Origin of the sequence: Rhodococcus sp. NPDC078407 (assembly GCF_044542515.1) — a bacterium.
Lineage (GTDB): Bacteria > Actinomycetota > Actinomycetes > Mycobacteriales > Mycobacteriaceae > Rhodococcoides.
Window position 1 is genome coordinate 1 of record NZ_JBITUQ010000014.1, and the last position, 14,598, is coordinate 14,598.

18 protein-coding genes and 1 riboswitch are annotated in these 14,598 nt (G+C 65.8%); of the genes, 6 read left to right on the forward strand and 12 right to left on the reverse strand.

Going from position 1 to position 14,598, the window contains the following annotated elements; all coding sequences use genetic code 11:
- The 5 genes from ACIGGF_RS15270 to dacB all read right to left on the reverse strand — a co-directional run.
- Positions 1 to 233: helix-turn-helix domain-containing protein (locus ACIGGF_RS15270; protein WP_397522107.1), on the reverse strand; the 233-nt coding region annotated here is incomplete at its 3' end.
- Positions 234 to 396: 163 nt separating this feature from the next.
- Positions 397 to 948, reverse strand: a complete 552-nt coding sequence (gene hpt / locus ACIGGF_RS15275) for a hypoxanthine phosphoribosyltransferase (protein WP_397522196.1) — start codon at positions 946 to 948, stop codon at positions 397 to 399.
- Positions 949 to 959: 11 nt separating this feature from the next.
- A complete protein-coding gene (gene tilS / locus ACIGGF_RS15280) occupies positions 960 to 1,910 on the reverse strand; it encodes a tRNA lysidine(34) synthetase TilS (protein WP_397522108.1) in 951 nt (316 codons plus the stop codon).
- 41 nt (positions 1,911 to 1,951) lie between these two features.
- Complete coding sequence (locus ACIGGF_RS15285; RefSeq protein WP_397522109.1) at positions 1,952 to 3,037, reverse strand: zinc-dependent metalloprotease; 1,086 nt, start codon at positions 3,035 to 3,037, stop codon at positions 1,952 to 1,954.
- Complete coding sequence (gene dacB / locus ACIGGF_RS15290) at positions 3,034 to 4,437, reverse strand: D-alanyl-D-alanine carboxypeptidase/D-alanyl-D-alanine-endopeptidase (protein ID WP_397522110.1); 1,404 nt, start codon at positions 4,435 to 4,437, stop codon at positions 3,034 to 3,036. The genes ACIGGF_RS15285 and dacB overlap by 4 nt, the downstream gene beginning before the upstream one ends.
- 143 nt (positions 4,438 to 4,580) lie before the next feature.
- Here dacB and ACIGGF_RS15295 point away from each other — a divergent pair, with 143 nt between their 5' ends.
- Together ACIGGF_RS15295 and ACIGGF_RS15300 are read left to right on the forward strand one after the other, a co-directional pair.
- Positions 4,581 to 5,072, forward strand: a complete 492-nt coding sequence (locus tag ACIGGF_RS15295) for an inorganic diphosphatase (protein ID WP_032380124.1) — start codon at positions 4,581 to 4,583, stop codon at positions 5,070 to 5,072.
- A 63-nt stretch (positions 5,073 to 5,135) separates the two neighbouring features.
- The gene (locus ACIGGF_RS15300; protein ID WP_397522111.1) at positions 5,136 to 5,594 is read left to right on the forward strand and encodes a PAS domain-containing protein; all 459 of its coding nucleotides are present in this window, start codon (positions 5,136 to 5,138) and stop codon (positions 5,592 to 5,594) included.
- 38 nt (positions 5,595 to 5,632) lie between these two features.
- Here ACIGGF_RS15300 and ACIGGF_RS15305 read toward each other — a convergent pair whose 3' ends face one another.
- The 3 genes from ACIGGF_RS15305 to ACIGGF_RS15315 form a co-directional block, all read right to left on the reverse strand.
- Complete coding sequence (locus ACIGGF_RS15305; protein WP_397522112.1) at positions 5,633 to 6,709, reverse strand: GGDEF domain-containing protein; 1,077 nt, start codon at positions 6,707 to 6,709, stop codon at positions 5,633 to 5,635.
- A gap of 82 nt (positions 6,710 to 6,791) precedes the next feature.
- Positions 6,792 to 7,256: a MarR family winged helix-turn-helix transcriptional regulator gene (locus tag ACIGGF_RS15310; RefSeq protein WP_397522197.1), complete on the reverse strand. Its 465-nt coding sequence runs from the start codon at positions 7,254 to 7,256 to the stop codon at positions 6,792 to 6,794.
- Position 7,257: 1 nt separating this feature from the next.
- Entirely contained in the window at positions 7,258 to 8,085 is an 828-nt protein-coding gene (locus tag ACIGGF_RS15315; RefSeq protein ID WP_397522113.1) for a crotonase/enoyl-CoA hydratase family protein, read from the reverse strand.
- A gap of 119 nt (positions 8,086 to 8,204) precedes the next feature.
- Between ACIGGF_RS15315 and ACIGGF_RS15320 the strand changes: the two genes are divergently transcribed.
- Complete coding sequence (locus tag ACIGGF_RS15320; RefSeq protein WP_397522114.1) at positions 8,205 to 8,570, forward strand: 2-oxo-4-hydroxy-4-carboxy-5-ureidoimidazoline decarboxylase; 366 nt, start codon at positions 8,205 to 8,207, stop codon at positions 8,568 to 8,570.
- A gap of 156 nt (positions 8,571 to 8,726) precedes the next feature.
- On the opposite strand, the gene ACIGGF_RS15325 is transcribed toward ACIGGF_RS15320, so the two are convergent.
- Both ACIGGF_RS15325 and ACIGGF_RS15330 read right to left on the reverse strand, forming a co-directional pair.
- Entirely contained in the window at positions 8,727 to 8,951 is a 225-nt protein-coding gene (locus ACIGGF_RS15325) for a DUF6480 family protein (protein WP_397522115.1), read from the reverse strand.
- A gap of 28 nt (positions 8,952 to 8,979) precedes the next feature.
- Positions 8,980 to 9,624, reverse strand: a complete 645-nt coding sequence (locus tag ACIGGF_RS15330; protein WP_397522116.1) for a TetR/AcrR family transcriptional regulator — start codon at positions 9,622 to 9,624, stop codon at positions 8,980 to 8,982.
- Positions 9,625 to 9,696: 72 nt separating this feature from the next.
- Here ACIGGF_RS15330 and ACIGGF_RS15335 point away from each other — a divergent pair, with 72 nt between their 5' ends.
- The 3 genes from ACIGGF_RS15335 to ACIGGF_RS15345 all read left to right on the forward strand — a co-directional run bounded on the left by ACIGGF_RS15335 (position 9,697) and on the right by ACIGGF_RS15345 (position 12,238).
- Positions 9,697 to 10,701, forward strand: a complete 1,005-nt coding sequence (locus ACIGGF_RS15335) for a hypothetical protein (protein WP_397522117.1) — start codon at positions 9,697 to 9,699, stop codon at positions 10,699 to 10,701.
- Positions 10,702 to 10,705: 4 nt separating this feature from the next.
- Positions 10,706 to 11,680: an allantoicase gene (gene alc, locus ACIGGF_RS15340; RefSeq protein WP_397522118.1), complete on the forward strand. Its 975-nt coding sequence runs from the start codon at positions 10,706 to 10,708 to the stop codon at positions 11,678 to 11,680.
- A gap of 84 nt (positions 11,681 to 11,764) precedes the next feature.
- Positions 11,765 to 12,238: a YbaK/EbsC family protein gene (locus tag ACIGGF_RS15345; protein WP_397522119.1), complete on the forward strand. Its 474-nt coding sequence runs from the start codon at positions 11,765 to 11,767 to the stop codon at positions 12,236 to 12,238.
- Between the two features lie 17 nt (positions 12,239 to 12,255).
- Here ACIGGF_RS15345 and ACIGGF_RS15350 read toward each other — a convergent pair whose 3' ends face one another.
- Positions 12,256 to 12,759, reverse strand: a complete 504-nt coding sequence (locus ACIGGF_RS15350; protein ID WP_397522120.1) for a hypothetical protein — start codon at positions 12,757 to 12,759, stop codon at positions 12,256 to 12,258.
- A gap of 152 nt (positions 12,760 to 12,911) precedes the next feature.
- Positions 12,912 to 14,243 carry an aminotransferase class V-fold PLP-dependent enzyme gene (locus ACIGGF_RS15355; RefSeq protein ID WP_397522121.1) on the reverse strand — a complete coding sequence of 444 codons (1,332 nt, stop codon included), beginning with the start codon at positions 14,241 to 14,243 and terminating at the stop codon, positions 12,912 to 12,914.
- Positions 14,244 to 14,298: 55 nt separating this feature from the next.
- Positions 14,299 to 14,414: riboswitch (SAM riboswitch) on the reverse strand.
- Between the last annotated feature and the right edge of the window lie 184 nt (positions 14,415 to 14,598).

Below are 14,598 nucleotides of genomic sequence, written 5' to 3' on the forward strand. Positions count from 1 at the left end.
GACTTGTCGCGACCGATGAGATCGGCAATGTCGGTCTGAGACAGCCCCATCGCACGGCCGATGGCGATCTCTTCTCGTTCGGACTGAGAAAGGAATCGCCCGCTGGGTTCGGACCGGATCCGTTTGGCCCCGCGGACGATTCCTTTCCTCTGATCTGTCCACCGCATTCCCGTGGATCGACTGACGCCGGCGGCGTCCGACGCAACGATCACTGACGCGCCCGAATCTCGCATGGCATGGAACCTAGCGACTACCTCTGCTCGGTTCGGGATGACACGTCGGGACATCTGCTCCACATCTCCTCAGGTCAGGAGCTGTGTTGCAACCATCACTTGAAACTGCCCTCGGCGCGGCAATGGTCCATTCACACGGACCGGAGGGACCGAACAACCCAGCTCAGCTGTAGACCTTGGGATTCAGCAGGCCGATGTACGGCAGATCCCGGTATCGCTCGTTGTAATCGAGGCCATAGCCCACGACGAACTCGTTGGGGATGTCGAAGCCCACGTTCGCGACCTCCACGTCGACCTTGATGGCGTCGGGCTTGCGCAGCAACGTCACCACCGACAACGAGGCCGGCGAACGGGTCGCCAGGTTGCGCTTGAGCCAGCTCAGCGTCAGACCGGAGTCGATGATGTCCTCGACGATCAGCACGTGGCGTCCGGTGATGTCGCGGTCGAGGTCCTTCAGAATCCGGACGACGCCGGACGACGACGTCGACGAGCCGTAGGAGCTGACTGCCATGAACTCGAGCTGCGCCGGGATGGGCAGGGCCCGGGCGAAGTCGGTCATGAACATGATCGCGCCCTTGAGGACACCGACCAGCAGCAGGTCACCTTCCGGAGAGCCTTCGGGATACCGCTGGGCGATTTCTTGTGCGAGTTCCGCAGTGCGCGCTTTGATCTGTTCCTCGGAAATGAGAACCGATTCGATGTCGCCCTCGTACACGGGGTTTCCCTTCATTCGTTCTCCAGGCCGACGCTCAGCCTGCCATGTCGACGCGAGCACACCAACCTTGCACCGGGCGTTCCGCCGGGCAGCGCAACGCCGCCCTGGCCGGTCCAGCGTCCGACGAGGGCATCGACGGCCCGCAGTTGTCGATCGGTCGACGACGTGACTCCCTGGCCGTGTAGCCATCGGCGCAGCACACGTCGGCGAACAGCGGGGGCGAGCGCCTCGATCGCCGAGACCTCGAGGTCCGGTGCATCGGTCTCCGCCACGGTCTCGGCGAGTGCATCGAGTACGTCGCCGTCCTCGCGCAAGTGCTCGGCGGTCCGGGCCAGTGCAGCGGCGACACCGCCACCGAGAACATCCTCGAGCAGCGGCAGCACCTCGTGCCGCAGCCGCACCCGGGTGAAATCGCTGTCCGTGTTGTGCGGATCCTCGAACGGCGCGAGTCCGAGCTCGACGCAGGCAGCCCGGGTCACGCTGCGTCGAACTCCGAGTAGTGGCCGACCCCAGGGCGCGGAGAACGCCGTCATACCCGCAATGGACCGCGGCCCCGATCCGCGGCTCAAACCGAGCAGCACCGTCTCGGCCTGATCGTCGAGCGTGTGCGCAACCAGCACCGACGCGTCGCCGCGAGCACCGTTCAACGCCTCGTACCTGGCCCTGCGCGCCGCGGCTTCGGTACCGCCCGCGCCGGTGACGTGCACCGGCAGCACCCTGGCATCGAGCACACCCAACTCGTGCGCCCGCGCCGCTGCAGTCGCCGCGACCTCGGCCGAACCGTCCTGCAGACCGTGGTCGACGATCAACGCACGCACGTTCGACGCCTCGGCAACGGTGGCCGCGGTCAAGGCCAGTGAATCCGCCCCACCGGACAGCGCAACGGCCACCGGACCCGGATGGGCCGACAACCAGGCCCGCACTGCATGCCGAATCTCCAACAACGCGGGCCCCTCCGGCAATCTGGGTCGTTCCGCAGGCTCCACTCCCTCAGGTAAGAGCACTAGCCCAGCACTCGCGCGATCCACGCGTCCGGGTTCTCGATTTCCGACAGCAAGGGCAACGTATCGGGCCCCGTCCACACGGTGTTGAACCGTTCCATTCCGACTGCGGCGACGACGTGATCGACGAAGGCCTTGCCGCGGACGTACTGCGCCATCTTCGCGTCCATGCCCAGCAGCGCCCGAACGACGCGTTGAAGCGGACTGACCTTGCGTCGTCGCCGCTGATCGAATGCCCCGCGGATCTGCGCCACCGTCGGCACGACGGCCGGTCCCACGGCATCCATCACGTGGTCGGCGTGGCCTTCCAGCAGGGTCCCGAGCACCAGGAGTCGGTCGATGGCGTCGCGTTGCGGCTGGGGTTGGGTGGCACGCAGCAGACCGACGATGCCCGCGTCCTCCGATGCGGTCGTTCCGCTCGGATTCTTGCGGGCTTTCAATGCGCCGGCCAGCCGGTTCGCGACGTCCGAGAGTGGCTCGTCGGTGCCGCCGGACAGCAACCCCACGTTCTCACGCATGTAGCCGCCGAGCCAGGGTGCCGAAGAGAACTGAACTCGGTGTGTCACCTCGTGTAGGCACACCCACAATCGAAAGTCGCTCGGCGAGACGCGCAGTGCCCGCTCGACGGCAATCACGTTCGGCGCGACCAGCAGCAGCGTTCCGTTCTCCCCGGTGAATGGATCGTACTGTCCCAGAATGGCACTGGACAGAAAGGCCAGCATCGCGCCCGCCTGCAGGCCGGCCGGTTTTCCGCCGAGCAGCCCCGACGGCGGTGTGTCGTCGTCGTCCCCGGTCAAATGCTTCATGGACGACGCGGCCGCGGCGATCCAGCCGGCTCGATCGACCACCTGTGCGTCTGGCACCGGGAGTCCGTCGGCCAGACCGGTGGTGTCTCGCACCGGCCCCTCGGCTCGAATCGATGCGGCGGCAAGCTCTTCCACGGCCGCATCGGCTGTGTAGCGCGTGGTGGTGGGACCAGGGCGCGCCAGCTTGGCTCCGGTCCTGGCGGCCACCGACCAATCGACCGCACCGGCGAACCCGGACGTGCTCTCGTTGTCTTCGGCGTTTGCCGCTGCTGCTGGTTTCACTGGCAACCACACAATCTCAAGGTCGATGCAACGGCATCGAGGGCGGGTCGACTGACCTCGGGTGGCCGGTCGTTCGACATCAGCGCGAAGGTCAGCACACGGCCGTCGACATCGACGACGTATCCCGCCAGAGCGCTTGCAGCGGAGAGGGTTCCGGTCTTCGCACGCACCCACCCCGCTCCGGTTCGATCCCCCGACGCGTACCTGTCGGACAGCGTTCCGGTGGCACCGGCAACGGGCAGGTAATCGAGCATCGGACGCAACGTCGGCTGCTCGGTCCCGGCCGCCGAGGTGAGTACCTGATCGAGCAACCTGGCCGGGATCTTGCCGTCCACCGACAACCCACTGGCATCCTGCAGCGCCAGTCCAGCCATGTCGAAACCTGCCGAATACAGGGTCTGGCCGATCGACGCCACCGCGCCGGAAAAGCTTGCTGCGGTGTTCATATCGATCGCGAGTTCGCGCGCAACCGCCTCGGCAAGCACGTTGTCGGAGCGAGAGACCATCTGCTGCAAACGGTTTCGCAGGGGGGCGGACTGCACCGACGCGAGCTGATCGGCACCGTCGACAGCCGTACCCATCGTCACCGCGGCCGGATCGACACCGAGTCCCGCCGCCAGTGCGCGGCCGGCGTCCAGCGCCGGGGTGGTGCTGCGCGGCGACTCGTCGACGAGCGGGTCGGACCGTCCACCGTCGAGCATGATCGGTTCGATCGGGGTGATCGAACCGCCGGCGATGTCGGCCGGAAACCAACCCGGTGCCATGGTGCCCCCGGAGTAGATGGAGGTGTCGACGCTGATGCTGCGTACCGTCGTTCCGCTGCGGACGATCTGCTCCACCAGATCGTCGATCCGGGCCGCCCCGGGGTAGAACCCGACGGTGCCGACCGGCAGTGCGGTGAGGGTGGGGTCGCCGCCCGCGATCAGCACGATGTTCCCGTCGCCGCTGCCTCGGACCACGCGCGTGCTGACGCGGTGGTCGGCGGGGAGCGCGAGCATCGCGGCGGCCGCGGTGAGCACCTTGGTCGTCGATGCGGGCGTCATCGGCGCATCGGGGTTCTGGGACCACAGCACCTGGCCGGTCAGTGCGTCGGCCACGGTCCCGGTGAACGTACCGAGGTCGGGATCGTCGATCACTCGGGCCAGCGCACCTACCAGTCCCGCCGGGCTGGGCGACGGTGCGGACTCGGGAAACGGGGTTATCTGCGGGTCGGGAAGCACCGTCTCGGGCGGTGGTGCGATCGCGGTCTCGGCACCGTCGGAAACCGACGGGAGCACGAGCGCAGCGGTCGTCACGGCGAGGATCACCACGAACACGGCGCACAGTGTCAGGACGAGCCGCTTCTTCCTGCGACGTCGGCCCGCCGTGGGACCGAGGAACCGCCGTGTCAGCCCCGCCACCGTTCCTCCGTCATTGCCGTGGTCGTACCCATGATCTTCCAGTCAACAGTATCCTCGGGTCCGGTAGCCTTGCGCCGCCACCATCGACACCATTCGCAACCGATCGAGCCCCTCCGGCTCGACGAAGACAGTGAGGACTGCACGTGCCGTTCGACGTCACCATCGAGATCCCCAAGGGGCAGCGCAACAAGTACGAGGTCGACCACGTCACCGGACGTGTCCGCCTCGACCGCTACCTCTACACCGCGATGGCGTATCCGGCCGATTACGGCTTCATCGAGAACACGCTGGGCGAGGACGGCGATCCGCTCGACGCGCTGGTGCTGCTGCCCGAGTCGGTCTACCCGGGTGTCATCGTCGAGGCGCGCCCGGTCGCGATGTTCAAGATGGTCGACGAGGCCGGCGGCGACGACAAGGTGCTGTGCGTACCGGCAGGGGACACCCGCTGGGATCACATCCAGGATCTTTCCGACGTGTCGACCTTCGAACTCGACGCGATCAAGCATTTCTTCGTCCATTACAAGGATCTCGAACCCAACAAGCACGTCACCGGGGCAGACTGGGTGGGGCGCGCAGAAGCCGAGGCCGAAATCGCTGCATCATTCAAGCGGTTGACGGACAATCCGGGTCACTGATCGTTTCGGCACCACACACCTCGTTTCGGCCGTGCGCCGACGAAGCACAGTTTGGGGAGACCTATGACCGACAGCAGTTCCAACGGCACCGCCGGTGATCGTCGCAACCTCGAGTCGCGGCCCATCTCGGACCCGACGCAGTTTCCCGATCTACCGGTGACGGTCGTCCTCGACCGCATTCCGGTGCCCATTCTCGCTGTCGATCCCAGCGGTGCCATCGTCTTCGCCAACGAGGCCTTCGACGATCTGTTCGGTCTCGACCGGACGGAACGGGTGGATTTCCACCTGCACGACATCTTCCCCGACCGGGCTCCCGAGGGGGTCAACGTCGCCGACATGTTCCTGACGACGGTGGCCACCCGCGCGGATTCACTGTGGCGGATGACCGACAAGACCGGCGACATCGTTCAGGTGCGCGCCAGCAAGTCCATCCTCCGTCGCACCGAGGACACCATCGTTCTCGTCGCGCTCGAGGACTTCACCGATCAGTTGTGGAACGACCCCAAGAGCGCCCTGCGCTGATCGATCGGCCCGAACCACCGGCGGTGTAGGCCGGCGAATCAATCGCCGGCGTACACCGTCGTTCTGTTTCCACCCGCGTGTTTCGACTCGTACATCGCCGCATCCGCGTCGAGCAGCACGTTGTGTACCAACTCGGCGGCACCGTACGACGACACCGCCGTGCGCCACCGATCGACGCCGAGCACAGCGACACCGACGCTGACCGTGACAGGCACGTCGTCGTCCGCATCGTGCACCGCGTCGCGAATATCGTCTGCGAGGTGGTCGGCGGGATCGTCGCCGACCGGTACGGCGATCGTGAACTCTTCGCCCCCGGTGCGCGCCACGCAAGGCCGTTCGCCCGTCGCAGCGGTCAGGCGTCGGGCGGTTCGGCGAAGAACCCGGTCGCCCATGGCATGACCGTAGGTGTCGTTGACCCGTTTGAATCGGTCGAGATCGACCACCAGCAGCGCCACCGACTGCGTCTCGGCCAGCCGGCCCATCATGCGGTCGAGCCGTAGTTCGAGACCCCGCCTGTTGAGCAGGCCCGTCAACGAGTCCGTGTTCGCGAGATCGAGCTGACGCTGAATGACGGCTCGGAACGCGAGCACCGAGTTGACCACCAACACCGTCACCAGCGCTCGCGCGATGATCGACGCAGGATCGTCCGGTTGCTCCATGACGGCCAGCACGGCGAGCAGAAGAATCACGGCGTTGACGAAGGCGGTGTGGAACTTCAGGACTGTGCGCCGCGAGAAGTAGGCGATGTAGGTGCCGATCACCGAGAACAGGGCTGCGCCGTAGAGGGCGAGATCCCGGTCGGCGAAGGTCAACAACATCACCGATACGCCCACGTCGGCGTAGATGACGAACCATCCGGGCATGTGCGACGCGTCGACCGAGCGTAGCCACCACCACGCCCCCACCGGGATGGTCGAGAGCAGGACCGCCGTACATGTCACCACGGCGACCGGTCCGACGGGACCGTCGGAGGACAGCATCACGATCACACCGATCAGGCCGAACGACGGAACGAGAACGGCGATTCCTCGGGCAACGCGACGTTCGAGCCGTACCGAGCCCGACCCGGAACCGATATCGGATGACCGCGGAGGTCTGTCGTGATCGGTTGGCACTTCATCCCCTCCGTCCGTGCAGTCCGAGTCACCGTGCAGTCCGAGTGGCCGGTGCCGAATTGTGTCTCAGGTCTCTCGAGGCTCAGACGTTACCCGTGCGCTGACCGGGCAGGTCCGGCCTGATGGATTCGTAATCGGTCAAGAATCGGTCCAGCAGCGCGACCAGCGCAGACCGATCGCTCCTCTCCCACTTCTCGATCACTCGTCCGAGATTGTCGGTTCGTCGTTGCTGGATCTCCGCCGCCGCTTCCTGGCCCGACGCGGTCACCGCGAGCACGAAGGCTCGGCCGTCACGTTCGTCGGGCAGCCGCTCGACGTGACCCCGTTCGACGAGTTGGGCCACCTGTCTGCTCACCGTCGACGGATCCGAATTGACCATGGCAGCAAGCTCACTCGATCTCATCGGCCCGTCACGCAAAAGCCGGAACAGGCAGACGTACGCGGCACCGTCGACGCCGCCCGACGACGAAATCTGCGCTATGTTGCGCTCGCGTAAGCGCTGCAAGCGAACGAGCTGCGTGCCCAACTCCTCGGCGAATTCGACCATGTCAGCCACCGGTGAACTGAGCCGGCCGCTTCTCGAACACGGAGGTGATCGCCTCGGTGAGATCGTGCGAGGCGAGGAAGGCCGCATTCCAGGCCGCGACATACCGCAGCGAGTCGTCGACGCCCGAGGATCGGGAGTGGTCCAACACCGTCTTGATGCCTTGGACCACCAGCGGCGGGTTCGCAGCGATGGCCGCCGCGCACTCACGGGCGGCGGCGAGGGTGGCGTCGTGGTCCGCGAACACTTCGTTGACCAGGCCGATCTTCTCGGCACGGGCCGCGTCGATGTCCTTGCCGGTCAAGGCAAGCTCACGCAGGTGGCCCTCGCCGATGATTGCCGGGAGTCGGGCCAGAGAACCCATGTCGGCGACGATTGCGACTCGCACCTCACGGACGCTGAACTTGGCGTCGGCGCTGGCGTATCGCACGTCCGCGGCGGTGATGAGGTCGACGCCGCCGCCGATGCACCAGCCCTGAACCGCTGCTACGACGGGCTTGCGGCAGTCCGCGACGGCGTTGATCGCCTTCTGCATCGTCTTGATGGTGTCGTGGAACGACGTCCGGGGACCGGCCAGCGCCTTGTCCGCCATGAGAGGGCCGAACGTGCCTGCCATGGCGGCGAGATCGAGTCCGTAGGTGAAGTTGCGCCCCGACCCGGCGAGTACGACCGCGCGAACCTCGGGGTCCACGTCGAGCTGCGCGAACAGCTCGGTGCTCTCGCTCCAGAAGTCGGGGCCCATGGCGTTGCCCTTGCCGGGCCCGAGAAGTGTCACCTGCGCGATGTGGTCCGCGATCTCGACAGAGAAAGCTTTCCAGGTACGTTCCGTCATGCGTGCGAGCCTAGCGGGATCGGCGCAAAATTCCGCACCGCATGTTACGGCGAGTAACGTCTGCGCTAAGTCCCTGCTCAGCTCTGGTGCATACGACGCAACCGGCCCACGATCGATACATGCTGATGCACCAGGGACTGGGTCTGGAAACGTTCAACGACCTGCCGCGCAGCCGAGCGGTGCACGCGCTGTACGAGTGCTGCTGCTCGGTGGCGTGGGCGTCACGGGTGGCCGACGGCCGTCGATATCGCTCCCGAGACGATCTGTTCTCCGCCGCCGACGCCGAATTGACCGAGCTGTCGGACGCCGATATCGAATCACTCGCCGCGACGCTGCCGGAGCCCGGCAAAGTGTGCGCCGCCATGGACCCGGCCACGCGGTCAGCGTTGGGGACCGCTGCCCGGGCCTACACCGAGCGATTCGGTGTCGCCTACGCAGCGAGCCTCATGTTCGATCCCGAAAGATTCGAGCCCGAGACATTTTGATGGACCTGGGTCATCGACTCGACAACGACGAGCCGACAGAGCGCGAGGTCGTACGCAACGAGTTAGTGAAGATCAATCACATTCGACTGAACCGCCTGCTGGGCCCCGAGGGTGGATGGCCCCGGTACTGAACGTTCGAGGTCTCGACCTGTTGGATCAGCCGAACAGGCCGACGACCCGACCGATCAGTCCACCGGCGATCAGAATGGCCAGCAGCGCCACGACGCAGATGACGATCACCGGCATCAACCGGCTGCGCTGCGGCGGTTCGTGATTCGGCCCACCGACTGCTGTCTCTGATGGAGGAGTGTCGCCCGGCGTCACGCTGCCGCCTGCTTCGAGGCCGGCAGTCTCATCGGGATCGGGATTCTGAGCAGTCATGAAGTCGGAGTACCCGGTCGCGCATCCCTCAATCGAGGTGTGTCCTGGCTATCGCTCCGGCGAACAGTTCCGACACCGCGTCGGCGATGACTTCTTCGTCGATGTCCTCGGGATCCACCGAGTGTTCGACGGCCAATCCGGAGATCATCGCCGTCAGTGACGTCGCGAGGCGTCGGGCATCGAATTTCTCGCCGACGCCCCACTGCTCCGCGCGTTCTGCGATGAGTCGTTCCAGGTCGCGCCGCAGCGCGCGGCGGTCGGTGCGGTAGCGCTCGGCGACGGCCGGGTCGCGTCCGGCGAGGATGCCGAATTCGACGGTCAACAGTGGCCAGCGAGGCTCGTCGACCACCCATGAGGCGATCTCGTTGCCTCCTGCTCCTGCTGCTGCACCCGAGTCCAGATCGGAGATGTGGGCGAGCACGCGGGCCGCGAGATCGAGTGAGCGCCTGGCGAGCAACTCGGCGAACAACGCTTGTTTGGACTCGAAGTTGGAGTACACGGCCCCCTTGGTGAAGCCGGCTCGGTCCGCGATGTCGGTGAGCTTCGCTGCGGCGTAACCGCGTTCGGTGAACTCGTCGGCGGCCGCGGCGAGCAGTCGGTCTCGGACGTCGGCACGCTGCGGTCGTCGCTGCGACTGTGTCGCCTCCCACTTCTCTTGCCCTTCTGCACTCACGATACCTAGGGTATTGAATACCTCGGGTATCGACAAGGCCGGAGGGTATCGACACGGTTCAGGAGTTCGCCCATGCGCAAGATGTCACTACTCGCCGCAGCAGTACTGGTGCTACAGCTCGGTTTCGTCCTCAGCTACGTCTCGGCATTTCATCAGCCGACACCGCATGCGATCCCGATCGCGGTGGTGACCGAAGCCGGCTTACCCGAAGGATTGGACCAGCAGACCGCCGATCGACTCGACGCCATCGACGGCGCACCGCTCGACGCCCGCACCGCCGCCGACACCGCCGAGGTTCGCTCGCTGCTGCGCGACAGAGAAATCATCGGTGCCTACGTCGTCGGCGCGAACGGAACGGACACGCTCATCACCGCGAGTGCCGCAGGCAGTTCCGAGGCGACCGCGTTGCAGTCGATCTTCACCGAGGTCGACGCCGCCCAGGGCCGAAAGTTCGTGGTCCGCGATGAGATTCCGGTCGGAGTGCACGACAACCGAGGATTATCCGGTTTCTATCTCTCGGTCGGCTGGGTCGTCGGCGGTTACCTACTGGCCGCCGCCTTCGGACTGTTGATCGGCGCGCCGAACTCCCGTCGCGACATCTGCATCCACGTCGGAATTCTCGCGGTGTACTCCCTTGCGTCCGGAGCGATCGGCGCATTCCTCACCACGCATGTACTCGAAACCTTTGCCGGCCATTGGTTTCCACTCACCCTGCTCGGATCGGGCGTGGTCTTCGCCACCGGCCTGCTCACCATGGGCCTGCGCTCGCTGATCGGCGTCGCCGCCGTGCCCGCCGCGATCGTACTGTTCGTGATTCTCGGAAACCCTAGTGCAGGAGGCGCTTTCGGGGCCGAGGTGCTGCCGTCGTTCTACGCCGCGATCGGACGCTGGATCACCCCGGGTATCGGTACCGAGGGTGTGCGCAGCATCGTGTACTTCTCCGGCACCGGGCTGGGACAGCCGGCGGTAGGACTGGCGCTCTACATTCTGGTCGGCGCGGCACTGCTCGCTGCCGCCGAACTGCGTCGGCGGTCTGCGCACAACCCGGTGCGCTCCCGCGAGAGCAGTAAAGTGTGACCGCATGACCGCCACCTTCCCCTTGCCACTGCCAGATCTCGCCGTCCGCACTCTCGGGGGCGCGGTCGTGTGGGCGAACGACGAGACGTTCGCGGAGAAGGAGAATCTCGTCAGCCCCGGCAAAGCCGACTACTCGACAGCGACGTTCGGGCACAAGGGTCAGATCTACGACGGGTGGGAGACGCGTCGGCGACGCGAGGCCGGGTACGACGAGGCCATCGTGCGTCTCGGCGCACCCGGCGTCGTATCGGCAATCGTCGTCGACACTTCGTGGTTCACCGGCAACTATCCGCCCGAAATCTCGATCGAAGCAGCCGAAGTGAAGGGGTTCCCCTCCCCCGACGAGCTGCGCACACAGACCGAGTGGACCACCATCGTCGCGCGCAGCCCGGTCAACGGTGACAGCGAGAACAGATTTCAGGTTTCCTCCGATGCCCGGTGGACCCACGTGAAGCTGTCCATCTACCCCGACGGCGGAGTTGCTCGGCTGCGCGTCCTCGGCCGCGGCAAGCCCGACCCCGAATTTCTCGCGACCGGGCCGGTCGACCTGGCGGCCCTGGAGAACGGCGCCTACGTCTCGGCGTGTTCCAACATGTTCTACAGCTCCCCCAACAATCTCCTGTTCCCCGGTCCCCCACGGTCGATGGGTGAGGGCTGGGAGACCTCCCGTCGACGCAACGACGCAAACGACTGGGTTCAGGTGCAGCTCGCCGGCAGCGGACTCGTCCGCCTCGCCGAGCTCGACACCACCTGCTTCCTCGGCAACGCACCGGGTGCCGCGTCGTTGCGGGGACGACTCGGCGACGGCGAGTGGATCGAACTACTACCGCGCACGACGCTGCAGCCCGACACCCGCCATCGCTTCGTACTCGACCACGAGACGCCGGTCTCGGAGGTGCGGATGGACATCTTCCCAGACGGGGGAATGGCGCGATTGAGACTCTTCGGTGATCTGGCGGGAGTGGAGCCTGCGGAATGACCAGATAAGGCGGGAGTGGAGCCTGCGGAATGACCAGATAAGCAAGCATCTGCGTAAATGGGACTGGGGCAATAGGGTTGGTTCATGACTCGGCTACTTCATCCGAATGCAGCCCATGTTGCCGACACCCTGATTTCAAGGGGCCATCACGGGGTGATCGTGAACAGTCCGGAGGGCACCCACACCGCCGCCGATGCCGCAGCGGCACTGGGCGTCGATGTGGGCGCGATCGTGAAGTCCATGGTGTTTCTACTCGACGACGAGCCCGTCCTGCTGTTGGTGTCGGGAGCCCACAATGTCCATCTGACGCACACCGGTGAGCGCCTCGGTGGCACGTTGGCCCGCGCCGATCTCGCTACGGCCAAGCATGCCACCGGGCAACCGATCGGCGGCATCGCTCCGGTGGGCCATCCCACCAATCTCGATACGTTCGTAGATCAAGATCTGGCCGGGTACACCGAGGTGTGGGCTGCCGCGGGCCACATCAACACGATCTTCCGGTCGTCGTACACCGAGCTGCTGCGGATCACCGCCGGCCTGGCGATCGATGTGACCTGACCCCGGCGCGCGAACCCTCAGGATGCGAGCGTGGGAGCTACGCGTGAGGTTCCGAGAGTCTCGTCGACTGCGTCGATGTCGAACCGAGTGCCGCGCGATCCCAACAGCGGAAGAACCCCGGAGCTCAGGAACGTCGACTGCCGATCCGCATCGTCATGGACCTGCAACGTGACGCCGTCGGCCACGTCGGCGGCGGTGACGTCGGAGATCAGACTGGCCAGCCCCGACGGTGTGCCGACGTAGCGAATGCTCGCCGGACTGCTCGGCGCATCCAGCGCGGCGAATTCTCGACGAGCCGTTCGGGCATCTGCGGAGATGTGAATCTCGAGGTCGAGAAATACTGCCGTGCCGTCGGCGGATTCGCCGCGTTCGACGGCCTCGGCTCGCAGCCGCGCGCGTTGCTGCTGCGCTTCCCGCAGGTCGGAAGCCTGAATTCGTACGATTTCCGTGGTCGGTGCGACGGTCAGTTCGGACCAGAGCGCCCCGAATTCGACGGCGACGCGAGTGTGGTTGTGCGACATGAGTGGTCCTAGTTCTGGAAGTCGGAGAACGCATTCGGTCGGAGCGGAGCCGAAATCGAACACGAACCGGACGCAGTGCGGCACAGATCCACGTATCTGTTGCACCAGTGGCGGTTGCCCGTCCACACGACACTCACGGTCATGACGCCATGCTAACTGTCTGCCGGCGTGCATGGTGATCCAACCCCGGCCGCGCCGTCCGCCAGTTCAGGGAAGGGTCGCGGGTCGGGTACCGGGTTCCACCAGCCGACGATCTCTTCGTAATGCCAGTTCGGTCCGGACTCGACCAGGGCGGCCACGGCGCCGACCAGTCGATCCACATCGGCCGAGGAGCTGCCGAGGCCGATGCTGGCTCGAACCGCGCCATCCGCATGGCCCAGCCGCCTCAACAGCGGATGGGCGCAGAACTTTCCGTCCCGGACGCCGATACCGTGCTCGGCGGACAGGTACGCGGCCACCTCACCGGGATCGCGTCCGGCCACGATGAAGGTGACGATGCCGACGCTGTCGGGTGCGTCGGCCCACACCTGAAGCTGTTCGACGCCGTCCAGTGCGGCCAGCCCGTCGCGCAAGCGGGACGACAGATCGCGCTCGTGCGCCTGCAACTCGGCGTCGTCGAAGCGGGCGATGGCCTCGCAGGCGGCAGCGAGAGCGGCAACTCCGAGCACGTTGGGGGTGCCGGCCTCGTGCCGCTGCGGTGCTGGTGCCCAGTCGGTGCGGTCGATGCTCACGCTGCGCACCGCGCCGCCGCCGGCCAGATGCGGTTCGCCGACGTCGAGCCAATCACGCGCCCCCACAAGCACTCCCGCACCGAAGGGGGCGTAGAGCTTGTGTCCGGAGAAGGCGAGGTAGTCCACGCCCAGTGCGGCCATGTCGACGCGGCGATGCGGAACCAGCTGGGCACCGTCCACCGCGATTCGCGCCCCGTACCGATGCGCCAGCGCTGCGAGTTCAGCAATGGGCAGTACCTCACCGGTGACGTTCGAGGCACCTGTGATCGCCAGCAGCGCAGCGGGTTTCGCAGCGAGTTCGGATTCGAGACGAACGATCGTTTCGGCCAGGGTCGACGCAGCCACCACCACTCGTCGATCACGCCACGGGAGCAGATTGGCGTGGTGTTCGATATCGAGTACCACGGTCTCACCAGGCACGCAGGAGGCCAACAGGTTCAGCGAGTCGGTGGTGTTGCGCGTGAACACCACTACCGAATCCTGCTGCGCACCAATGAAACTCGCAACGGTCACCCGAACCTTCTCGTACGCAGCCGTGCACACCCGTGAGGCGTAGCCGGCACCGCGATGCACGCTCGAGTAGAACGGCAGCAGTTCCGCGATCCGGTCGGTCACCGCGACCAGCGCGGGGGCGCTCGCCGCGTAATCGAAGTTAGCGTACGTGCAGGAGCCGCCCTGCACCAGCGGTACCTGCAGATCCGTGCCCGAAACAGGGGCAAAAGGAGCACAGGGTCGGGAAAGTACAGATGTCATGACAGATGAAGCCCTCACGTCCGAGGGACCCGCAACCGAGGCGATTCGATGAACGAGTCCGCGCTTGCCGCACCGGTTCTCCGGCGTCGGCCTGGTCGTCACCCGGAGCACCCCACCGCGGAGGAGGGTTGCCGACCAGCGAGCCGGGGCTTGATGCTGGCACTCGTGACCGTGGCCAAGACATTGGCAAACTCGCTGCGGTTTTGTCAAGCCGGGACTCGAACGGACACAGCAGTAGGATTTCCGCGGTGGGAAGTCGCGCTCGTTCACCTGCTGGCAAACAGAACGTGAGATAACCAACGGCGCTGCTGCTCCCCCAGCACTAGAGAGTCATCTACTAACGAACGAGAAGGAC